Origin of the sequence: Uliginosibacterium sp. sgz301328 (genome assembly GCF_041807905.1) — a bacterium.
Lineage (GTDB): Bacteria > Pseudomonadota > Gammaproteobacteria > Burkholderiales > Rhodocyclaceae > JBGVSA01.
Window position 1 is genome coordinate 20,541 of sequence record NZ_JBGVSA010000021.1, and the last position, 21,467, is coordinate 42,007.

The window sequence follows — 21,467 nt, forward strand, 5'->3', positions numbered from 1 at the left end:
CGGAGTGAGGGCTCGATGCAGCATGCAGGGCGAGGCCCCGTGCGGATCTCAGTTACACAGGAGCGTAGCCAGGTTCTTGCCAGCGCCGGCCACGGCGGGCAGACCCGACTTCAGGCATGCCGGTGCGTCGACCGTGTAGCTGTACGTCATTTCGGCTGCCGGGAAGGTCGCCGTCGACTGCCAGTCGTTCGCGTCCTTGGTCGGCGTGGACGGGCTGGCCACCCACTTGATGCCGTAGGTCGCGAAGTCGGCCGTGCTCATGATGTTGTTGTTGCGCAGTTCCCAATAGCCGAGCGCCGAACTGTCGCGCGAGGTCACCGGGTTCTGCACGTTCTCGAAGTAATTGCCTTCCACCAGCGAATAGCCGCCCATGCGCACGTTGATGCCCGACGTGGCGATGTTGGAGAAGTAATTGTTGAGCACGTGCGAATAGCCGATGCGCTGCAGTGGCGTGCGCGAATTGACGTTCTGGAAGATGTTGTGCACGAACGTGATGTGGCGCGGCTCGGTTTCGCTGTCGCTGAAACCGTTCAGGCTCACCTTCTCGTGATCGCGCATGACGTTGTACGACACTGTCACCCGTTCCACACCCTTTTTCACGTCGAGCATACCGTCGAACGAGGTGTCACCCGCGCCCGGACAAAGGATGTTCTTGGTAAAGAGCGTGTTGTGGTCGATCCAGATGTCGGTCGGAGCCCCCGCGCTCATGCCTTCCAGGCTGATGATGTCGGCGGCATCGCCACCCGGCGTCAGGCCGATCGTCATGTTGCGGATGATGATGTTGTTCGACACCGCCGCGATGTGGATACCGAATTGCGCCGACGAGCCGTCCGCCCCCTGGATGGTGATGTTGTTCTTGGGCTTGGACGCGCTGCCCTTGATCTCCAGCGTTTGTGCGGCCTGGCTGTGCAGCGTGCAGGTCAGCACGTCGCCAGTGTTCAGGACGATCCCGTTCTGGTCCTTGACCGTCGTGCCGGTGTAGGCGGAGGTGTCGTAGTACGGCGTGAAGTCGACACGGCCCGTATAGGTGATCAGAAGACCGCCGTTACCGTAGTAGCCGTCGATGGCCGCCTGGGCTTCGGCCAGGGTCGAGACCGTCACGGATTTGGACGGACTGGCGCCAGCGCCGGTCGTTGCCCGCCCATACCCCACGGCGGTCGTGGCGGCCGGGCCCACACTTGGGTTGGTGGACGAATTAGCCGAGCTCGTGCTGGAACTGGTGCTCGAACTGGTCGAACTTGCACTGGAACTGGTGCTGCTGTTGGAACTGCTCGACGACGTGGAGCTGTTGGTGCTCGACGACGACGAACTCGTGGTACTGGCGCTGGACGACGCCTTTGAACTGCTGGTCGACGACGTGCTGGATGAAGAACTACCGTTGGCGGACGCGTTCGTGCCTCCATCTCCGCCACCGCCACCACCGCACGCAGCGACCGCTGCGCACACCATACTCAGTATTAGGGCGGACTTCAGCCCCGAATTTGCTGCCTTCATGCAACCATCCTCCTCGAAATAGCACCGAATTTCTAATAGTTATGTTTTTGACAACGCCCACAGGCGCCGCCATGGTAGCAAGGAGTAGCGACCGGTAACAGATGCATTTGCCGGGATGAATCCATTGGAGGAAACGCAAGGCGCCGGACGAACTGAGGATCGATGAGAAGCGGTGTGGAAGACCGGGGGGCTTGGGACGGCAAGCGCCGGCCATCCGTCCAGAGGCGCGAGCCTGGCTCCGGCACTCAGGAGAAAAGCGTGGCGCAGATCCGGGGAGTACATCCGGATCCGCGCGGATGGTCGTCGGAAACGACGGCGAATCCGTCTCGCTGCAGCACGAGGTACGAGTTCGCCGGGGACAGCTTACTTGTCGCCTGCCGTCGTGAAGTCCACGCCAGTCACGACGCCTTCGTTGTTGAACAAGACCATCAGCGTCTTGCTATAGAACTTCATGTCGAACACGCTGCCCTTGGCCTGGGTGTACGTGTAGACGAGCGCGCGGTCGTTCAGCCCTTTGATGACGGGGTATACGGCCTCGCCAGCGGGCGCACCCAGCAGCTTGATCACATCGCTGCGGGTTGTTGTTCCGCGAACGATCGATAGTTTTTGTGGTGGCAAGAGAAATGATGCGCGGCCACCCTCGCGCAATATGTGCGAACCGAACGCACACATCCATGACTCCGTAATTGGCGACAGGCACGTGGCATCAGGCGTCTTGTTCTGCGTTGGGGGAGAGGGCGCGAAGAATGGCGGCGATGCGGGTCGTTCCAGCCCCGTCTTATCGTCGTCGGCGCAACGAGTTGCACCGACGAATCGCCTCGCGCTTGGGCGAAATTATTCCATCATTCGCGCGCCTTGCGGCCCCTACGAATGGGCACGGACAAGTCGCGAACATCGCGACAAATCAGTCGCTACGCCACGGTGCAGTGGTGCACTTCGATCGTGGAATGAACGATTTCTTCGTGGACCGACAGCCGTTGGCGGATTTCGTCGGCGGTCAGCGCGGTGTCGTGCGTGACGACCACCATGGCGCAGGAATAGGCCTCCTTGCCGACGCGCCAGACGTGCAGGTCGGCAAGGCGCGTGTCGCCGTTTCCGCCCTCCACGACTTCACGGATTTCATCGACGACGGGATGGTCCATCTCGCGATCCAGCAGGACGCGTCCGGTCTCGGCGATCAGGCCCTTGGCCCAGGTGGCCACCAGCACCGCGCCGACGATCCCCATGGCGGGGTCCAGCCACGACCAGCCGTAGATCCATCCGCCGAACAGCGCAGCGATGGCGAGGATGGAGGTGGCAGCGTCGGCAATGACGTGGAGATAGGCCGACTTGAGGTTGAGATCGTGGTGATGGTGACCATGGTCATGCCCGTGGCCATGCGCATGTGAATGGCCGTGGTCATGATGATGGGCCTTGCCGAGGATCAGGGCGCATACGACGTTGACGATCAACCCGATGACGGCGATGACGATCGCCTCCTCATAGCGAATCGGCTGCGGCGCGACCATCCGCTCCACGGAGCCGACCAGCATCATCACCGCGACGCCGAGCAGGAAGATCGCACTGGCAAAGCCACCGAGGATTTCGACCTTCCACGTGCCGAATGCAAAGCGCGGGTCCTTCGCATAGCGACGCGCGGTCGCGTAGGCGAATGCCGAAAGCCCGATCGCCACGGCGTGCGAACTCATGTGCCAGCCATCGGCCAGCAGCGCCATCGAATTGAACCACCAGCCCGCGCTGATCTCGACCACCATCATGATCGCGGTGATCCACATCACGACGCGCGTGCTGCGCTCGGCGGCCTCGTTGCTGTCGTTGAAGACGTGGTCATGCTTCCACGCGGAGAGATTTTCGGTATGCATGCTTGGTTTCCCTGGACGCCCGGCGTCCATCACTTGATGTAGGTGCGCAGCACCTCGATCAACTCATCGGCCCCCTGGAGGCGTTCGGCATCGGAGTCGATCGATGGATCGGCAATGTGCGTGAGGACATGTTCTTCAAGCACCTGTGCCATCAGTCCATTGATCGCACCGCGGATCGCGGCGATCTGATGCAGCACCTCGGTGCAGCCCTTTTCGGCATCCAGCGTGCGCTCCAGGGCCTCGACCTGCCCTTTGATACGACGGACGCGGCCCAGCAATTTCGACTTGTCACGGATGGTGTGGCTCATGATTCCATGCCGCCATAGGATAGGGGGGTAGGGTATCACCGACGCAGGGAATGGGAAATGTCGGTCTGTGCGACGGCGTCTGGTCGCCACCACGAATCGGCCCTGTCCCGGATTCGACACGCAGAAACGACAAAGGCCCATCCAGATGGATGGGCCTTTGCGTTGAAACCTTGGTGGCCTGGGGCGGAATCGAACCACCGACACGCGGATTTTCAATCCGCTGCTCTACCAACTGAGCTACCAGGCCGAAGAGAGGGCGCATTGTAGCGACCCTTTCCCGGGAAAGCAACTAAGCGTGCGAGAAATTGCTCCATTGCGCATCCTCACAATGAGATGCGGCGACTGTCAGCCTGCCATCGTGACGAAAAAAACCCCGGCACGCGGCCGGGGCTCGGGTTCGCGTCAGGACACCGGTCAGGCGTGGTGAATGTCGCGATCCTTGGTTTCGGGCAGGAAGAAGACGCCCACCACGAAGGTGACCAACGCCACCACGATGGGGTACCACAGCCCGTAATAGATGTCGCCGGTCGCCGCCACCATGGCGAAGGCCGTCGTCGGCAGGAAGCCGCCGAACCAGCCATTCCCGATGTGGTACGGCAGGGACATGGAGGTGTAGCGAATGCGCGCCGGGAACAGTTCGACCAGCCAGGCGGCGATCGGGCCGTACACCATGGTCACGTAGATCACCAACACCGTCAGCAACAGCCAGACGGCCAGCTTGTTCATGCGTTCCGGGTCGGCCTTTTCGGGATAGCCGGCGTTCTTCAGCGCGGCGGCCAACGCAGCGGTGAAGGCGGCACCTTGTTCCTTGGCGTCGGCGGCGGCACCGTCGAAGCTGGCGATGACCTTGTCGCCCACCTTGATCTGCGCAATGGAGCCCGGCGCGGCGGCCTGGTTGGTGTAGGGGATGGCCTTTCTGGCCAGCGCGCTCTTGGCAACGTCGCACGAGCTGGTGAATCGGGCCTTGCCCACCGGGTCAAACTGGAACGAGCACTGCGCCGGATCGGCGACCACGGTCACCGGGAAATCGCGCTGGGCTTCGAACATGGCCGGGTTGGCGTAGTGCGTCAGGCCCTTGAAGATCGGGAAGTACGTCAGCGCTGCGATCAGGCAGCCGGCCATGATGATCGGCTTGCGGCCGATACGATCCGACATCGACCCGAAGAAGACGAAGAACGGCGTGCCGGCGAGCAGCGCGGCTGCGATCAGCAGGTTGGCCGTTTGCGCGTCGATCTTGAGCGTCTGGGTCAGGAAGAACAGCGCGTAGAACTGCCCTGTGTACCACACCACCGCTTGGCCGGCCGTGCCGCCGATGAGCGACAGGATCACGATCTTGAGGTTGTCCCAACGGGCGAACGATTCGGTCAGCGGCGCCTTGGAAGCCTTGCCCTCTGCCTTCATGCGCTGGAACACCGGCGACTCCGACAATTGCATGCGGATGTACACCGAGATGGCCAGCAGCAGGATCGACAGCAGGAACGGGATGCGCCAGCCCCAGGCGTCGAACGCTTCCGTCGACATGAACGTGCGGCAGGCCAGGATGACCAGCAGCGACAGGAACAGGCCCAGCGTGGCCGTCGTCTGGATCCAGCTTGTGAAGAAGCCGCGTTTGCCGTTCGGCGCATGCTCGGCCACGTACGTGGCAGCACCGCCGTATTCACCGCCGAGCGCCAGCCCTTGCAGCAGGCGCAGCGTGATGAGAATGACCGGTGCGGCGACGCCGATGCTGGCGTAGGTGGGCAGCAGGCCGACGATGGCCGTCGACAGACCCATGATGAGGATGGTGACGAGGAAGGTGTACTTCCGGCCGATCATGTCGCCGAGGCGACCGAACACGATGGCGCCGAAGGGACGGACGGCAAAGCCCGCGGCAAAGGCCAGCAACGCGAAGATGAAGCTGGTGGTTTCGTTGACGCCAGCGAAGAAGTGCTTGGCAATGATGGCCGCAAGCGAGCCGTAGAGATAGAAGTCGTACCACTCGAAGACCGTGCCGAGCGATGAGGCAAAAATCACCTTCCGCTCTTCCGGTGTGATACCGGCGCGCGCAGGCGCCCCGGCCACAGTTGCTTGTGCCATGTCTCTCTCCTGTTGTTGGGATCGGCGGCGTCCTGCCCGAGAGCGGACACCGGCGCAGGCAGACACTAGGCCGGGAGGCTTACGCAATTCTTACGTTTATGGCATTGCGGCGCAGCACGAAAGCGCCTGTTTTCCGGGGCAAAGCGACGGGACGCTACCGCGATTTCCGCACGGCGGCGCGGGGCGTTTTCAATGCCGCAGTGCACATCGCCGCCCCGCCGTTCGACGAAAATGCTCGCATCATTGCGCGACCGGGAGCGGCAGGCGCACAGTCACGACCGTGCCAATGCCATCCTCATTGGGGCCGAGCGCGACGGTGCCTCCGTGCAACTCGGCGATCTCGCGCACGATCGACAGGCCCAGCCCACTCCCCTCCGCTCCCGTGCCCAGCACCCGATAGAAGCGCTCGAAGATCTGTTCGCGTTCTTCTTCGGGCACGCCGGGGCCGTTGTCTCTCACACGCAGGACCGCCATGCCTTCGTCATCCATGGACGTGACGCTCACGGTCACCGCGCCGCCGCCCGGCGTGTACTTGACCGCGTTGTCGACCAGATTCGACACCAATTCGAACAGCATGATCGGCGTCGCCTCCAGCCACACGGGCTGGTCGTCCATCTCGGCGCCAAGATCGATACCGCGGGCCAGCGCGATAGGGACATAGTCACCCAGCACTTCGCGCACGAGTCCGTTGAGGTCCAGTCGCTCGAAGACATGCACCTTTTCGGAACTGGACTCGGCCCGCGCCAGCGCCAACAGTTGATTGATCAACCGCGCAGCACGCTCGGCGCCCTTTTCCGCCTGCTCGATGGAGCGACGCACCGAAGGCGCGGCGTCGAACCTGGCCGCCTCCTGCCGGGCCAATTCCATCTGCATCTTCAGCCCGGCGATGGGCGTGCGCATCTGGTGCGCGGCGTCTGCGATGAAGCGGCGCTGCGCGTGCAGGTTGTCTTCGAGCCGCGCCATCATGTCGTTGAACGCCATGACGACGGGGCGCACTTCTTCCGGCACGCTGTCTTCGGCCACGGGCGACAAGTCGCCCGGGCGACGCTCGCGGATCATCGATTGAAGGCGGTTCAGCGGCGCGATGCCACGAGACAGCCCGAACCACACCAGCACCACCGCCAACGGAATGATGGCGAACTGGGGCAACAACACGCCGGACACGATGCGCGAGGAAAGAGCGTCACGCTTGTGGCGCGTTTCGGCGACCTGCACCAGCACGTGGGTGCCGGTCGCCTGATCGACGAACACCGGCATGTAGGCCACGCGGATGTCCTCGCCCTGCACCGCATCGTCGCGATACTGGATGTCGGCAGAACCCAGCCGCGTGCCTTGCGGCAGACTGGGGACTTCCGCGTCGCCTGCCAGCAGCGTCCCGCGCGGCGACACGATCTGGAAGTACACAGTGTCTTCGGTATCCGTGCGCAGCACGCGCAAGGCCGATGCCGGCAGGTCGACGCGCACCGACCCCGAAGGCAATACGTGCACCTGCCCGGCCAGCGCCCGCACCTGGTCCCCCAGCGCCTTGTCGTAGGGCTGATCGGCGATACGCGAGGCAACGTCATAAGTGACGATGATCGAGATGGGCCACAGGAACAGCAATGGCGCCAGCATCCAGTCGAGGATTTCACCGAACAGCGAATACGTGCCACGCCGGAAGAGGCGTCGCCGCGCCGTCGCACCGGTGTCGAACGAAGGGGAATTACTGCGGGATCGGCGCAGTCGCATCCGGTTTTTCGAGGCAGTAGCCCAGACCGCGGACGGTGGTGATGTGCAGCCCGTAGGGTTCGAGCTTCTTGCGCAGGCGATGCACGTAGACTTCGATGGCGTTGAGCGAGACTTCCTCGCCCCAGCCGCACAGGTGATCGACGAGGTTCTCCTTGCTCACCAGTCGGCCGCTGCGCAGCAGGAGCACCTCCAGCACGCCGACCTCGCGCGCCGACAGATCGAGGATCTGCCCGTCCACGGTGACCGAACGATCGGCCTGATCGTAGCGCAGCGCACCGAATGACAGGCTCTTGCCCTGCCCCGTCCCGCGACGGGTCAGGGCCCGCACGCGGGCTTCGAGTTCAGGCAAGGCGAAAGGCTTGGTGAGGTAGTCGTCGGCGCCGGCGTCCAGTCCGTTCACGCGGTCCTCCAGCGCGTCGCGCGCAGTCAGGATCAACACGGGCACGGTCACCTTGCGCGTCCGCAGGCGGGTGAGGACTTCAATACCGGTCATGCGCGGCAGGCTGAGATCCAGCAGGACCAGGTCGTAGGGCTGGCCGGCGAGTGCGGCATCGGCTTCGGTGCCGGTGGCCACGTAGTCGACGGCATAGCCCGCACCGCGCAGCACGCGCGTGAGCCCGTCGGCGATCAGTTCATCATCTTCCGCCAGCAGTATGCGCATAGTCGTCTACAGTCTGTCCCAAGGCGGCATCGAAGGGCAGCGGCCTCAAGGGCGGCATGACATCGGCACGCATCGATCGTGCCGCGGCTTGCCCGGCAAGCGATTGCCCGCAACCGGCGGCAGCCGGGGGCGGCCGATTATAATCACAGCTTCGCCTCCTCCTCGCTGTACGGAGTAATCCCCATATGGAACCGTATTTCAAGCATCACGTCTTCTTCTGCTGCAACCAGCGCGAAGCGGGTGACACCTGCTGCAACGACCACGGCGCCAGCCGCCTGCAAGCCTACGCCAAGGACCGCGTCGGCAAGCTCGGGCTCAAGGGCAAGGGAAAGGTTCGCATCAACAAGGCAGGCTGCCTCGATCGTTGCGACGACGGTCCGGTGATGGTCGTCTACCCCGAAGGAGTCTGGTACACCTATGTCGACGAGCATGACATCGACGAGATCATCGAAGAACACTTGCAGAACGGCCGCATCGTCGAACGGCTCAAGCTTTGACCACCCGCTCCCGATCCGCGGAAAGGGCTCGCCGGCTGCGTGCGGAGCCGCACGCGCATCCGAATGACGACCTCGCAGTAAGATCGGGAACAGGTCTTATCTACTGAAAAAGCCCAACCCCCATGAGCAGTGAACAACTCCTGATCGATGGCGCCGTCGGTCCCATCGAGACCATCATCGACATCCCGGACGCCGTGCGCGGCATTGCGCTGGTCGCGCACCCGCACCCGCTGTTCGGCGGTGCCAACACCAACAAGGTGGCCTATACGCTGGCGCGCACATTGCGCGATCTCGGCTACGTGGCCCTGCGGCCGAATTTTCGCGGCGTCGGCGCGACCGCCGGCGAGCACGACAACGGTGGCGGCGAATCGGACGACATGCTGACGCTGCGCGACTATGCGCAGAACCGCTGGGGCAGCGAGCTGCCGCTGGTGCTGGCCGGTTTTTCGTTCGGCGCCTTCGTGCAGGCGCGCGTGGCCAGTCGCCTGGCGGCGGCGGGCACGCCGGTGCACCGCATGATCCTGGTCGGCACGGCGTCCGGCCACGTCGAAGGCGCGCGCCACTACGACACCGACGCGGTCGCCGAAGACACCATCGTGATCCACGGTGGGCACGATCAAACCGTGCCGCTGCCCAACGTGCTGGCCTGGGCCGAGCCCATGAACCTGCCGGTGGTGGTGGTGCCCGGCGCGGACCATTTTTTCCATGCGCGGTTGCACATCATCCGCGACATCATCCTGCGCGCCTGGCGCGACTGAACCCACCGCATTCCGAACGAGGAGACCCGCTTCATGAAACTGATCGGCAGCTACACCAGCCCTTTCGTGCGCAAGATCCGCATCATGCTGCTCGAAAAGGAGGTGCCTTTCGAGTTCGTCGAGGAATCCCCCTGGGAGCCCGATACGCGCGTCTCCGACTACAACCCGCTGGGCAAGGTACCGGCGTTGGTCACCGATGATGGCGAAGTGTTCTTCGATTCGCCGGTGGTGGCGAGCCTCGTCGAAATGCGCTTCAGCAACCGTCCGCTGCTGCCGGCCGATGCGCTGGACGCCCTGCGCGTGCGGCAGGTCGAAGCGCTCGTCGACGGCACGCTCGACGCCGCCGTGGCGATCCGCATGGAGCTGCAGCGCCCGGCGGAGATTCGCGTCGCGACGTGGCTCGACCGCCAGAGCGCCAAGGTCGTGCGTGGGCTGGATGCGCTCGAACAACGTGCGGCGAAGGGCGAATGGCTGGCCGGCCCGTCGATGACGCTGGCCGACATCGCATTCGGCTGCGCGGTGTTCTGGCTGGATTTCCGCCAGATCCACGACGACTGGCGCAACGGCCGCCCGGCGCTCGCCGCATTGGCCGATCGGTTGGCCCAGCGCGATAGCTTCCAGAACACCCTGCCGGTGTGACGGACATGGATCGCCCCAACGACGCGCTCGAACGCCCGGTCACCCGACAGCGCAGCCCGCTGGTGGTAGAGGGACTGCGCAAGTCGTACGGCGACCATGAAGTGGTGCGCGGCGTGAGCTTTTCGCTGGTGCCGGGCGAGTGTTTCGCCCTGCTCGGCCCGAACGGTGCCGGCAAGACCACGACCATCCGCTGCATCCTCGGGCAGACGATGCCTTCCGACGGGCGCATCGAACTGGTCGGCGAATCGGTACCGGACCACGCCCGTCAGGCTCGCCAACGGGTCGGCGTGGTCCCCCAGACCGACAGCCTCGATCCGGACTTCACGGCGGCGGAAAACCTCGAAGTCTTCGCGCGCTACTTCGGCATCGCGCCGGACCAGGCACGTGAGCGCATCCCGCGCCTGCTGGCCTTCGCCGGGCTGGAGGCCAAGGCCGACGCCAAGGTGCCGGCGCTCTCCGGCGGCATGAAGCGGCGGCTGACCATGGCCCGGGCGCTGATCAACGACCCGGAACTGCTGGTGATGGACGAACCCACCACCGGTCTCGACCCGCAGGCACGCCACCTGATCTGGGATCGCCTCAAGGGGCTGATCACCGACGGCAAGACGGTGCTGCTGACGACGCACTTCATGGACGAAGCCGAACGGCTGGCGCATCGCATCGCCATCCTCGACGAAGGCCGCATCATCGCCATCGGCACGCCGCGCGACGTTATCGCCGAACACATCGAACCGCAGGTGGTGGAAGTGTTCGGAGACTGGGCCGAGCACACCGGCGGCGCGCCGGCCTGGGCGACGGCCCACGCGGCGGCGTTCTCGCGGCGCTTCGAGATCAGCGGTGAGACTGCCTTCTGCTACATCGACGAACCGGGCGCGCTGCTCGACCACCTCGCCGGCACGGGCCTGCGCTACCTGCACCGGCCCGCCAATCTCGAAGACGTATTCCTCAAGCTGACCGGGCGCGAGCTGCGCGACAGCTAGGCCGGACCGCCGGGAGCCCCCAATGAAGACGCTGCTTCACCCACCCGAACTGTCTGCATCGCGCGCGTACGCCGTATGGCTGCGCAACGTAAAGGTCTGGCGGCGGCTGGCCGTTCCGTCGCTGCTCGGTAACCTGGCCGACCCGCTGATCTACCTGCTTGGTCTCGGGCTGGGGCTTGGCCTGTTGTTGCCCAAAGTGGCCGGCGTCACGTACCTGACCTTCCTCGCCACCGGCACCGTGGCCTTTTCGACCATGAACGGCGCGACCTTCGAGGCGCTGTATTCGGGCTTCGCCCGCATGCACGTGCAGAAAACGTGGGAAGCGATCATGAACGCGCCGATGTCGCTCGACGACGTGATCGTCGGCGAGATGTGCTGGGCGGCCACCAAGGCGTTCTTTTCCGGCGCGGCCATCCTGATCGTCATCGCGGCCTTCGGGCTCACGCCATGGACGCACGCGCTGGCTGCCATGCCGCTGGTGGCGCTCATCGGCCTGACCTTTGCCGGGCTCGGCCTGGTCGCCACCTCGCTGGCGCCGAGCTACGACTTCTTCATGTACTACTTCACCCTGTTCATCAGCCCGATGGCGATGTTGTCAGGCGTGTTCTTTCCGGTCGACCAGTTGCCGGCGATGCTGCGCGCAGCCACCGGCTGGCTGCCGCTGCTGCACGCCATCGGCGCGGTGCGCCCGACACTGCTCGGCACGCCCAACCCGGACCTGTGGCTGCATGTGCTGGTGCTGGCGCTCTACGCGGCGGGCGGGCTGGTGGTGGCGCGGGCCCTCATCCGCCGCCGGCTGCTGAAGTAAAGGAGGCCCCATGTCCGCCGATCAAACGCTGCTGGTCATCAGCAACACTCCGGACGAGACTGTCGCGCGCCGGATCGCCCATGCGCTGCTGGAACGCCGGCTGGCCGCCTGCATCAACGTGCATTCGCCGTGCCGGTCGATCTACACATGGAACGGCACGGTGGAAGAAGCGGTCGAAGTGCCGCTGACCATCAAGACCACGGCACAGTGTTACCCCGCTGTGCAGGAATTGATCCGCGAACTGCACCCGTACGAGGTGCCGGAGATCGTCGCCATTCCGGTGGCGGGCGGTCTGCCGCAGTATCTGGCGTGGGTGCTGCAATCCTGCGATGCAACCGCGCCACCCGACACGAACTGAAAACCTGACATGCGTTTCCGCCTGCCGCACGGGCTTGCCGCCCTGCTGTTGTCCTTGTTCACTCTGCTCGCGCACGGGGCGGCAGACCCGTTGCCGCCCGAGCAGGCTTTCCGGTTTTCGGCACGCGCCATCAGCGAAACCGCCGTGGAAGTGCGCTTTGACGTGCAGCCCGGCTATTACCTGTATCGCGATCGCACCCGCATCGCTGCCGATGGCGCTACGGCAGGGCAACCAGAATTCCCGCCTGGCGGCGAAATCCACGAAGACGAATTCTTCGGCAAACAGACGGTTTACCGTGGGCCCACGATCCTCCGCATCCCCGTTGAGGCCCCGCTGGGGCACGACTTCACGCTGACCGTCACCGCGCAGGGCTGTGCCGACACTGGCGTGTGCTACCCGCCCACGCCCTTCAAGACCAATCTGCGGCTGGCGGCCATGAGCGTGGCGGCCAGCGAGCCGCAGCACGCAGACCCGCTCGGTGTGCTGATGAACCGCGCAGCGCCTCAGATGGACGTGCCCGGCGCCAGCATGCAGGCCACAGATTCGACAGACACCGGCAACGACGACGCGGGCCGCATCGCCCGGCTGCTGTCGTCGAACAATCTCGCGCTGGCCATGGCGAGCTTCTTCGGTTTCGGACTGCTGCTGTGCTTCACGCCCTGTGTCTTGCCGATGATCCCGATCGTGTCGGGCACCATCGTCGGTCACGGCAACGCGATCTCGCGAGGGCGCGCCGCGGCCCTGTCGGTCGCGTACGTGCTGGGCATGGCGGTCACCTACACGGTGGCGGGCGTGGCAGCCGCGCTTTCCGGCACGCTGCTGGCGATCTGGCTGCAGAACGCGTGGGTGCTCGGCGCATTCGCTCTGATCTTCGTCGCGCTGGCGCTGTCGATGTTCGGCCTGTATGAACTGCAACTGCCGGCCAGCCTGCAGAGCCGGCTCTCCGGGGCGGCCAACCGGCAACGCGGCTCGGTCGGCGGCATTGCGCTGATGGGCGCGCTCTCGGCAGTCATCGTCGGCCCGTGCATGGCTGCGCCACTGGCGGGCGCCCTGCTCTACATCGCGCAAAGCGGCAACGCGGTGCTGGGCGCGGCCGCACTTTTCTCACTGGCGCTGGGCATGGGCGCACCGCTGGTCGTCGTCGGCGTTGCCGCCCGTCATTGGTTGCCCAGGCCCGGCCCGTGGATGGAAGGCATCAAGCGCCTGTTCGGCGTGCTGTTGCTGGCCACCGCCATCTGGCTCGTGTCGCCAGTCGTGCCGGCAGCCGTGCCGATGTTTGCGTGGGCCATCCTGCTGGTGCTGTCCGGCGTCTTCCTGCGGGCGCTCGACAGCCTGCCGCCCCGCGCGACAGGCGCGCAACGGCTGCTCAAGGGGGCCGGCATCCTCGTTCTGGTGGCGGGCGTGACTGTGTTTGTGGGCGCCGTGGCCGGCTCGCGCGACCCGCTTCGCCCGCTCGCGGCGTTCCAGTCGCGACAGACGGTTGCCCACGAGGCGCGCTTCGAACGCATCGCCAGCGTGGCTGAACTGGATGCACGCATCCGGGCTGCCGGTGGCAAACCGGTGATGCTGGATTTCTATGCGGACTGGTGCGTGTCGTGCAAGGAAATGGAGCGATATACCTTCCCCGACGCAGAGGTCAACGCACGCATGGCGCAGTTCGTGCTGCTGCAGGCCGACGTCACCGCCAATACTGAGCACGACCGCGAACTGCTGCGGCGCTTTGGCCTGTTCGGCCCTCCGGGCATCGTATTCTTCGACGCCGCCGGCCATGAAGTGACCAACACCCGCGTGGTCGGCTTCATGGGCAGCGAACGCTTCACGAGCATCCTCGACACCATCCTGAACCGGAGCGCGCCATGATCGAGCGCATCAACACCACCGCACGCTATTCGGATGCCACCATCTTCAATGGCATCGTCCACGCCGTTGAAGTCCCGCCGAGCGAGGTCGGCACTGTCGCCGACCAGGCGCAGGCGCTCATGCAGAGCCTCGAGCGCACCCTGAAGGCGGCGGGCAGCGGCCTGGGCCATATGCTCATGGCAACGATCTATCTGGTCGACATGAACGACTACGACGCTTTCAACGCAGTCTGGGAGGCTTGGGTGCCGATCGGCACCGCCCCGGCACGCGCCTGCGTTCAGGTGCCGGCGCTGGCGCATCCGGGTTGGCGGGTGGAAGTCGCGGTGATGGCCGCGCGCAAGGACTGAAACGCGGCGCGCCAGCCCGTCCCGCGGCTAGAGATTGCAGAAGGTCAGTTCGAAGTCGACATCATTGTCCACTTGATGCGGGCGGGCGGCGATGTCAGGCTCCATGAAGCGGATGTTGAACGCATATTTGTTGGCGCTGATCTCGGGCACCGCCACGTCCGAACGCGGCACCCGCACGCGCACCATCAACGCGTTGCGGCCCGCCATCATCATCTGGAATGCACCGCGTCGGGCAACGAGTTGCTCGGGGCGGCCGCTGGCGCGCAGCAGGCGCAGCACGATTCCCAACGCATCGCGGATCGGCAGCATGGGCGACATCCACCCCTGCAGATCCTGGCGACGCTCGGCCGGCTCGCGATGGAGCCAGTAGTGGTACGAAGGCAGATCGAATTCGCATACGCCGCCGGGGATCGCCGAGCGTGAACGGATCGCCATCAGCCATTCGCTCTCGCGCAGGTATTGCCCCACCTTGCCGGCAATGGCCAACAGCGCCGCGCTCGCTTGTTCGATTTCGCGCAGCGCGCCCGAGAGGGCTTCTTCGGAAATCTGCGGGTTGTCACGGAATGCGTAGAGGATCTGGCGCTGTCGCTCCAGTTCCTGCACGAGATCCACTTTGAGATCCGCGCGGCCAGCGACTTCGAGAATCTCGAATAGCGACAGCAGCGCGGTGTGATGCTCATAGGAGCCGTCGGCGAGCGAAAAATGAAGCACCCTGTCGAACAGGTCTTCAAGACGCAACAGCGTGCGAATGCGCTCGCTCAGAGGATATTCGTAGGTAATCACCACACACCGGCCAGTGTCGGGACTGCAAAAAAGGCGGCTCGTTGCCTGCCCTGCGCAATTTTCAATGGTAACGCGCAATCCGTTCGCGTCACGCACCCGGAATTCAAGGCAATGCGACACGCATCAGGCAGGACTTGCGCGGACCATCAACGCACGCGCTCGGCCGCGAGGACCAGATAGCGCGCGTGCAGGCTTTCGACCTGAGACCGCAAGCTATCAAAATCAAACGAGTTGTCAATGATGTCGTGCGCCGCTGCGCGGCGCGTGCTGCGATTCGTCTGAGCGCGGATGATCGCGCGCACCTCGTCCGGGGTAAGACTACTACGACTGACCACGCGTTCCACCTGCACGGACTCGGGGACGTCCACCACGCAAATGCGGTCACACCGTTCACGATAGACCCCCGATTCGATCAGCAAGGGCACGACCAGGATGACATACGGCGCCTGCGCGGCCAGCACCTGGCGTTCGCTTTCGGCGCGGATCATCGGATGCAATACGCCTTCGAGCGCGGCGCGGGCCGCCGGATCGGCGAACACTCGCTGGCGCATGACAGCTCGATCGAGCGCGCCGTCATCGCGCACCACGCCGTCGCCGAAATGCGCACGGATGGCCGGCATGGCGGCACCGTCGGGGCCGGTCAGTTGATGGGAAATCAGATCGGTATCGACGACGGTCGCGCCCAGCCCGCCGAACAGATCGGCCGCTGCGGACTTGCCGCTGCCGATGCCGCCGGTGAGGCCAACTGTGAACGGGCGCATCACCCCACCTGACACTTGCCGGTTTCGGCGCCTTTGAGCTTGCCGCCCAGTTCGTTGCCGAGACGTTCGAGCACGGCCGCCGGGCCGGTCAGTTCCACTCGTGTGCTGTCGCGCGGCTCGCGCGTGGTGATGCGGGCGGTGGTCACGCCCTTGGACTGAAGCATTTCGAGCTGGCGCTTGGCGGCAGCTTCGTTGCGGAACAACCCCAGCGAAATCGCGTACTGGGTCGCGCCGCTCTCTTGCACGACGAAGAAATCCTGCACGCCGTTGCGGCGCAGAATGTCGGTGCGGCGCTCTGCCGCCTCCTTGCCACCTTGCGGCGGGATATTCACCCACCACGAAGTCGTACCCGCGGGGGCATTGATCTCGCGCACCGTCACCGCTTGCGCCTTGGCGCCCGAAGAAAGCAATTGGATCTGGTCTCCCGACAGCCCGCGATAGGCCACGCACACGGGTGCCGGCACGCCGTCCGGCTCGGCTGTCGCCACCGGGGCGGAAGGCGCATCGACCTGCGCGGGCTCACTGGAAGCACTGCTGGCGCTGCTCGCCACGGACGCCATCACCACGCCTTCGGCGGTGGCGGACAATACCCGGATGCGTTCCGGATGGAGCTGGTTGGCCACACGCTCGGGCTCGCTGTCGCCGGCACGCGGCAACGCCACGCCCGCAACGGGCGCAGCGGCCAGCCCGAGCAACGCGACATCGAGCGCCAGCAACAAATAACAGGTGGTTCGCAGCAGCATCATCGCGCGCAATTATGGCCCCGCCGTGGGCGCCCACCAAGCACTTCCTCATGATGGCGACGCCGCGGCGACGGGTGGGCCGGTCGATGCAGCGAACGGTGTCAGCGCAACTGGGTAGAATGCGCGCTCTTCTGCTCCACATTCCGCTGACATTTGATGATCACGTTGTCGCGCCGCCTGCCCGCACTGGCGCTCACCCTTGCATTGCCGTGGACCTGCGCCACGGCGGCTGAACTGCCGAAATGGGAAATCGGCTTCGGCGCCCTGGCCCTGACCCTGCCCGACTATCGCGGCTCATCCGAGCAACGCGGCTACGTCCTGCCATTACCGTATTTCGTCTATCGCGGCCGCATCGTGCGGGCCGATCGCGACGGCGCGCGCGCCGAACTGTACGATCGCGGCCGGCTCAACATTGAATTGAGCCTGGCTGCCGGCGTGCCCGTGCGCAGCAGCGACAACCCGACGCGCGAAGGGATGCCGGACCTCGCGCCGACGGTGGAATTCGGCCCGCAGGCCATCATCCGCCTTGTCGGCGAAAGGAACGACCCGGTTCGGCTCGATCTGCGCCTGCCCGTGCGGCAGGTGCTGGCGGTGGATGACTGGACGATTCGCAACGCGGGCGTCGTCTTCACGCCCTCGCTGGCATTGCGCGTCCGGCACGGAGGATGGGATCTCGGCCTGTCGGGCGGCCCGTACTTCGGCAACCAGCGCCAGAACCGCTACGCCTACCAGGTCAAACCAGAGTACGCCCGCCCCGACCGCCCGGCCTACGACCCGGACGCCGGTTACGGCGGCATGCAGGCCACCATTTCGCTGACGCGGCGCTTCAACACATTCTGGATCGGCGGATTCGTGCGCGCCTCGACGGTGCGCGGGGCTGTCTTCGAAGACAGCCCGCTGGTCACGCGCAAGGAAAACTACTCGGCCGGCCTGGGGATTTCGTGGTTCCTGTGGCGCTCGAGCGAGCGTGTGTCGATCGACGACTGAAGGCCGAACCGTGGCCGGATGGTGTGGCAGGCGGACACGTATGCGTGCCCGCCGCGCACCTGGCTATCGTCGCTCGACGCTATGCAGCAGCCCCACGGCCAGCGCCAGGAACATCAGACTGGGCGCGGCCGCGCTCACAAACGGCGGCCAGCTGTTGATGACTCCGAGATTGGAGAAGAGGCTGTTGAGCAGGTGGAACAACATGCCCAGCATGACGCCGAGCAGCACCCGAGCGCCGACGTTGCCCGAACGCTGGTTGCCGAGGGCGAACGGCAACGCCAGCCCCATCATCACCAGCGAGGCGAACGGATAGACGATCTTCTTCCAGTAGGCCACGGCGTAACGGCCGGTACGCTGGTTGTTTTCCTGCAGATGGCGCACGTAGTTGTGCAGGCTGCGGATCGCCATGCGCTCTGGCGTAATCATGACCACGCTGATCATCTCCGGCGTGAGTTCGGACTCCCACTGCAGGCGCGGCATCTTGTGCACGCTGATGCGGTCGCCCTCGAAGCGCGTCTGCACGACGTCTTCCAGCGTCCAGCCAGTGCCCGCCGAGTATTCGCCCTTGGCGGCCAGGCTGATCGAGAGCAGGCGGTGCTCGTTGTCGAACTCGTAGAGCTTGACGCCTTCGAGACCCGCATCCGGCTGCGCGCGCTGCACATTCACGAACAGACGCCCGTCGCGCACCCACAGGCCGCTGCGTAATTCTTGTGGCACCGTGGTGGTGGTGCCGCGCAGGCGCCACTTCTGCGCGACGCGTTCGAGCGGCGGCGCGACGACCTCGCCGAGCACGAACGTCGTAACGACGAAGATCAGTCCGATTCCCATGAGGGACGTGAGCAGCCGCATGATCGACACGCCGGACGTGCGCATCACCGTCAGCTCGGAATTGCGCGCGAGCGTGGTCAGGGCATACAGCGTGCCGATGAGCACCGCGATGGGCATGACCTCGTAGGCGCGGCTCGGGATCGACAACAGGACGAAGATCGCCGCGTACTTGAGCGTGTAGCCGTTGCGGCCGACGTCATCCAGTTCGCCGAGAAAATCGAAGAACAGGAACAGGGCCAGGAACGCCACCAGCACCAGCAGCGTGGCCGCGACGATTTCGCGGCGCAGGTAACGGGGCAGGACTCTCATTGCGAGCGCCGCAGGTTAGGCGCGAGCCGCCAGCCGAACAGCACCAGCAGCAACACGAACATGAAGGCATGCACCACCCATAGCCCGATATGCGGCGACATCTTGCCTTGCGATATCCAGGCCTGGGCGATGCCCATGAAGTTGACGTAGGCGGCGAAGGTCAGCACCGCGAACAGCATGTTGTTGGTGCGCCCCGCGCGCGGATTCACGAACGACAGCGGAATCGCCAGCAGCGCCAGCAGCACGGTCGCCACCGGCAGGCCGATGCGCCACGACAGTTCGCCGAGGTTGGCCGGCGTCGGTAGGGCAAGGAGGTCGGGCGTCTGGGTGATTTTCGGTGTCAGTTCGATCTCGCCGACTTCGCGCGGCTCGATCCGGATCGCGTAGCGGTCGAAGCGCGTCACGCGGAACGATGCCGTGCCCGGTTCGCCTTCGTAGCGGCGACCGTTGAGCAGCACGGCGAAGCGGTCCCCGTTGGGCGCCTGTTCGATGACGCCTTCGGCCGACACCGTCACGCTCTGGTGGCCGGCTTGCGTCTGATTGATGAAGACATTGCGCACCTTGCCGTCGTCGGTCGACACCGATTCGACGAAAAACACGCGCTGGGCCGAGGCGGATTCACGGAACATGCCCGGCGAAACCTGTGACACTTCGTCACGGTTCTCCAGTTGCTTGCGGTATTCGGCGGCCTGCCCCTGCGCCCAGGGCGACAGGAACAGCGACATTCCACCGACCACCAGCGCCACGGGAATGGCAAAGCGCAGCACCGGGTTGAGCCACGCCGTCAGCGGCAGGCCCGAGGCGAACCACACCACCATTTCGGAATCGCGGTAGCTGCGGGTCAGCGACAACAGCACGGCAATGAAGGTCGACAGCGCCAGCACCACCGGCAAGTGATTGAGCGCGGAAAAGCCGATCAGCGCCACCACGGCGTCGGCCGGCACACGCCCGCCGGCGGCCTGCGACAGCAGGCGGATCAGGATGATGGTGACCAGAATGACGACCAAGGCTGCCGAGACAGCCGCCGCGGTACTGGCGAATTCGCGCAGGGCCGCGCGCCGGAAGATCATTGTCGTTGGATGGTGTGCTTTGACGGCGCCAGATGGGCGGGGCAATAATGGCCGCTGCCGCGGATCGATGAGCGCCCGCCGTCTGATTCCCAGAACTCGTTGACAGGAAAGTGCCCGATGGAATTTAGCATAAAAGCCTCCGCCCCCGAAAAGCTCAAGACCGGCGCCCTCGTGGTCCCTGTTTTTTCCGATGGCGCACTTGGTGCGCAAGGCCTGGCCATCGATGCGGCCACCGCAGGTCAGCTATCGCGCCTGGTTGCGCGCGATCTCGAAGAAAAGAGCGGCACGCTTCTGGCGCTGCCGGAACTGCCGGGCGTGGCGGCCGAGCGCGTGCTGGTGGTCAGCCTTGGCAAGCGCGATGAATTCGCCGACAAGGCCGTGCGCAGCGCGCTGGCCGCCGTCGGCAAGTGGCTGGCGGGCAGCCGTGCGACGAGCGCGGCCCTGTGTGCCACCGATTTCGTCGCCGGCGCACGCGATCTGCCCTGGACATTACGCACCGCAGCCCAGGCGCTGTTCGACGCCACCTACCAGTACGAAGCGCCCTACGGCAAGAAAGACGGCAAGTCGCAGAGCAAGCGTCTGGCCAAGGTCGAAATGCTGCTCGTCGGCAAGAGCGACAACGCCACCAAGGCCGCACTCGCACAAGGCGCGGCCATCGCCAGCGGCATGGCGCTGACGCGTGACCTGGGCAACCTGCCCGCCAACTACTGCACCCCGACGCACCTGGCCGACACCGCCAAGAAGCTTGGCAAGCAATACAAGCTCAAGGTCGAAGTGTTCGATCGCGCCGGCATCGAGAAAATCGGCATGGGCTCGTTCCTGTCCGTGTCGCGCGGCTCGCACGAAGCCCCGCGCTTCATCGTGCTGCACTACAACGGCGGCAAGGCCAAGGAAGCGCCCGTCGTGCTGGTCGGCAAGGGCGTGACCTTCGATTCCGGCGGCATATCGATCAAGCCGGGCGAAGGTATGGACGAGATGAAATACGACATGTGCGGGGCAGCGTCCGTGCTCGGCACTTTCAAGGCCATCTCCGAACTCGCGCTGCCGATCAACGTGATCGGCCTGATCCCCGCGACTGAAAACCTGCCCAGCGGCACCGCCACCAAGCCGGGCGACGTGGTCACTTCGCTGTCGGGCCAGACCATCGAAGTGCTCAACACCGACGCCGAGGGCCGCCTGATCCTGTGCGATGCGCTGACCTACGCAGAACGCTTCAAGCCGGCCGCCGTCATCGACATCGCCACGCTTACCGGCGCGTGCATCATCGCGCTGGGTCATCACCCGAGCGGGCTGTTCTCGAACGACGACACCTTTGCGCGCGAACTGCAGGACCTCGGCCAGGATTGCGGCGACCGCGCCTGGCACATGCCCCTGTGGGATGACTACCAGGAGCAGCTCAAGAGCAACTTTGCCGACATGGCCAACATCGGCGGCCGCCCCGCGGGCAGCGTGACGGCGGCGTGCTTCCTGTCGCGCTTCACCGGGAACTACAAGTGGGCGCATCTGGATATCGCCGGCACGGCATGGAAATCGGGCGCCGAGAAAGGCGCCACGGGCCGCCCGGTGCCGCTGCTGACCAGCTACCTGATCGCTCGCGCAGGCCGCTGACC

General features: G+C 65.0%; 23 protein-coding genes and 1 tRNA gene. 11 read left to right on the forward strand and 13 right to left on the reverse strand.

What is annotated here, in order from left to right:
* Nucleotides 1-48: 48 nt before the first annotated feature.
* Nucleotides 49-1,101, reverse strand: a complete 1,053-nt coding sequence (locus ACDA63_RS15305; protein ID WP_373664140.1) for a polysaccharide lyase family 1 protein — start codon at nucleotides 1,099-1,101, stop codon at nucleotides 49-51.
* 85 nt (nucleotides 1,102-1,186) lie between these two features.
* Here ACDA63_RS15305 and ACDA63_RS15310 point away from each other — a divergent pair, with 85 nt between their 5' ends.
* Nucleotides 1,187-1,516 (forward strand): hypothetical protein, encoded by a 330-nt coding sequence (locus ACDA63_RS15310; RefSeq protein ID WP_373664141.1) that lies wholly within the window; start codon nucleotides 1,187-1,189, stop codon nucleotides 1,514-1,516.
* 341 nt (nucleotides 1,517-1,857) lie between these two features.
* On the opposite strand, the gene ACDA63_RS15315 is transcribed toward ACDA63_RS15310, so the two are convergent.
* The 7 genes from ACDA63_RS15315 to ACDA63_RS15345 all read right to left on the reverse strand — a co-directional run bounded on the left by ACDA63_RS15315 (nucleotide 1,858) and on the right by ACDA63_RS15345 (nucleotide 8,129).
* Nucleotides 1,858-2,061, reverse strand: coding sequence for a hypothetical protein (locus ACDA63_RS15315; RefSeq protein ID WP_373664142.1), 204 nt, complete (start codon nucleotides 2,059-2,061; stop codon nucleotides 1,858-1,860).
* A 344-nt stretch (nucleotides 2,062-2,405) separates the two neighbouring features.
* Nucleotides 2,406-3,356 carry a CDF family Co(II)/Ni(II) efflux transporter DmeF gene (gene dmeF, locus ACDA63_RS15320; protein WP_373664143.1) on the reverse strand — a complete coding sequence of 317 codons (951 nt, stop codon included), beginning with the start codon at nucleotides 3,354-3,356 and terminating at the stop codon, nucleotides 2,406-2,408.
* A gap of 29 nt (nucleotides 3,357-3,385) precedes the next feature.
* Nucleotides 3,386-3,664, reverse strand: coding sequence for a metal/formaldehyde-sensitive transcriptional repressor (locus ACDA63_RS15325; protein WP_373664144.1), 279 nt, complete (start codon nucleotides 3,662-3,664; stop codon nucleotides 3,386-3,388).
* Between the two features lie 171 nt (nucleotides 3,665-3,835).
* Nucleotides 3,836-3,911, reverse strand: a tRNA-Phe gene (locus ACDA63_RS15330).
* A gap of 167 nt (nucleotides 3,912-4,078) precedes the next feature.
* Nucleotides 4,079-5,740: an MFS transporter gene (locus ACDA63_RS15335; protein WP_373664145.1), complete on the reverse strand. Its 1,662-nt coding sequence runs from the start codon at nucleotides 5,738-5,740 to the stop codon at nucleotides 4,079-4,081.
* A 240-nt stretch (nucleotides 5,741-5,980) separates the two neighbouring features.
* A complete protein-coding gene (locus ACDA63_RS15340) occupies nucleotides 5,981-7,468 on the reverse strand; it encodes a sensor histidine kinase N-terminal domain-containing protein (protein ID WP_373664146.1) in 1,488 nt (495 codons plus the stop codon).
* The gene (locus tag ACDA63_RS15345) at nucleotides 7,443-8,129 is read right to left on the reverse strand and encodes a response regulator (RefSeq protein ID WP_373664147.1); all 687 of its coding nucleotides are present in this window, start codon (nucleotides 8,127-8,129) and stop codon (nucleotides 7,443-7,445) included. Before ACDA63_RS15345 ends, ACDA63_RS15340 begins: the two co-directional genes overlap by 26 nt.
* A gap of 185 nt (nucleotides 8,130-8,314) precedes the next feature.
* Between ACDA63_RS15345 and ACDA63_RS15350 the strand changes: the two genes are divergently transcribed.
* From ACDA63_RS15350 to ACDA63_RS15385, 8 genes are all read left to right on the forward strand, one after another.
* Nucleotides 8,315-8,626, forward strand: a complete 312-nt coding sequence (locus tag ACDA63_RS15350; protein ID WP_373664148.1) for a ferredoxin — start codon at nucleotides 8,315-8,317, stop codon at nucleotides 8,624-8,626.
* A 122-nt stretch (nucleotides 8,627-8,748) separates the two neighbouring features.
* Entirely contained in the window at nucleotides 8,749-9,384 is a 636-nt protein-coding gene (locus ACDA63_RS15355; RefSeq protein ID WP_373664150.1) for an alpha/beta hydrolase, read from the forward strand.
* Between the two features lie 33 nt (nucleotides 9,385-9,417).
* The gene (locus tag ACDA63_RS15360; protein ID WP_373664151.1) at nucleotides 9,418-10,023 is read left to right on the forward strand and encodes a glutathione S-transferase; all 606 of its coding nucleotides are present in this window, start codon (nucleotides 9,418-9,420) and stop codon (nucleotides 10,021-10,023) included.
* A 5-nt stretch (nucleotides 10,024-10,028) separates the two neighbouring features.
* Complete coding sequence (locus ACDA63_RS15365) at nucleotides 10,029-11,003, forward strand: ATP-binding cassette domain-containing protein (protein ID WP_373664152.1); 975 nt, start codon at nucleotides 10,029-10,031, stop codon at nucleotides 11,001-11,003.
* Nucleotides 11,004-11,025: 22 nt separating this feature from the next.
* Nucleotides 11,026-11,811 carry an ABC transporter permease gene (locus ACDA63_RS15370; RefSeq protein WP_373664153.1) on the forward strand — a complete coding sequence of 262 codons (786 nt, stop codon included), beginning with the start codon at nucleotides 11,026-11,028 and terminating at the stop codon, nucleotides 11,809-11,811.
* A 10-nt stretch (nucleotides 11,812-11,821) separates the two neighbouring features.
* Nucleotides 11,822-12,169: a divalent-cation tolerance protein CutA gene (gene cutA, locus ACDA63_RS15375; protein WP_373664154.1), complete on the forward strand. Its 348-nt coding sequence runs from the start codon at nucleotides 11,822-11,824 to the stop codon at nucleotides 12,167-12,169.
* A gap of 9 nt (nucleotides 12,170-12,178) precedes the next feature.
* Entirely contained in the window at nucleotides 12,179-14,029 is a 1,851-nt protein-coding gene (gene dsbD, locus ACDA63_RS15380; RefSeq protein WP_373664155.1) for a protein-disulfide reductase DsbD, read from the forward strand.
* Nucleotides 14,026-14,376 carry a RidA family protein gene (locus ACDA63_RS15385; RefSeq protein ID WP_373664157.1) on the forward strand — a complete coding sequence of 117 codons (351 nt, stop codon included), beginning with the start codon at nucleotides 14,026-14,028 and terminating at the stop codon, nucleotides 14,374-14,376. The genes dsbD and ACDA63_RS15385 overlap by 4 nt, the downstream gene beginning before the upstream one ends.
* Before the next feature lie 27 nt (nucleotides 14,377-14,403).
* On the opposite strand, the gene zapD is transcribed toward ACDA63_RS15385, so the two are convergent.
* The 3 genes from zapD to ACDA63_RS15400 all read right to left on the reverse strand — a co-directional run bounded on the left by zapD (nucleotide 14,404) and on the right by ACDA63_RS15400 (nucleotide 16,666).
* On the reverse strand, nucleotides 14,404-15,159 hold the full coding sequence (zapD, locus tag ACDA63_RS15390) for a cell division protein ZapD (protein WP_373664158.1): 756 nt from the start codon (nucleotides 15,157-15,159) through the stop codon (nucleotides 14,404-14,406).
* A 146-nt stretch (nucleotides 15,160-15,305) separates the two neighbouring features.
* Nucleotides 15,306-15,920: a dephospho-CoA kinase gene (coaE, locus tag ACDA63_RS15395; RefSeq protein ID WP_373664159.1), complete on the reverse strand. Its 615-nt coding sequence runs from the start codon at nucleotides 15,918-15,920 to the stop codon at nucleotides 15,306-15,308.
* Nucleotides 15,920-16,666: an SPOR domain-containing protein gene (locus tag ACDA63_RS15400; RefSeq protein WP_373664160.1), complete on the reverse strand. Its 747-nt coding sequence runs from the start codon at nucleotides 16,664-16,666 to the stop codon at nucleotides 15,920-15,922. The genes coaE and ACDA63_RS15400 overlap by 1 nt, the downstream gene beginning before the upstream one ends.
* Before the next feature lie 153 nt (nucleotides 16,667-16,819).
* Between ACDA63_RS15400 and ACDA63_RS15405 the strand changes: the two genes are divergently transcribed.
* The gene (locus ACDA63_RS15405) at nucleotides 16,820-17,650 is read left to right on the forward strand and encodes a MipA/OmpV family protein (protein ID WP_373664161.1); all 831 of its coding nucleotides are present in this window, start codon (nucleotides 16,820-16,822) and stop codon (nucleotides 17,648-17,650) included.
* A gap of 63 nt (nucleotides 17,651-17,713) precedes the next feature.
* On the opposite strand, the gene lptG is transcribed toward ACDA63_RS15405, so the two are convergent.
* On the reverse strand, nucleotides 17,714-18,787 hold the full coding sequence (gene lptG, locus ACDA63_RS15410; RefSeq protein WP_373664162.1) for an LPS export ABC transporter permease LptG: 1,074 nt from the start codon (nucleotides 18,785-18,787) through the stop codon (nucleotides 17,714-17,716).
* Nucleotides 18,784-19,857 (reverse strand): LPS export ABC transporter permease LptF, encoded by a 1,074-nt coding sequence (gene lptF / locus ACDA63_RS15415; protein WP_373664163.1) that lies wholly within the window; start codon nucleotides 19,855-19,857, stop codon nucleotides 18,784-18,786. Before lptF ends, lptG begins: the two co-directional genes overlap by 4 nt.
* A 117-nt stretch (nucleotides 19,858-19,974) precedes the next feature.
* Here lptF and ACDA63_RS15420 point away from each other — a divergent pair, with 117 nt between their 5' ends.
* Nucleotides 19,975-21,465, forward strand: coding sequence for a leucyl aminopeptidase (locus ACDA63_RS15420; protein ID WP_373664164.1), 1,491 nt, complete (start codon nucleotides 19,975-19,977; stop codon nucleotides 21,463-21,465).
* Nucleotides 21,466-21,467: the final 2 nt, after the last annotated feature.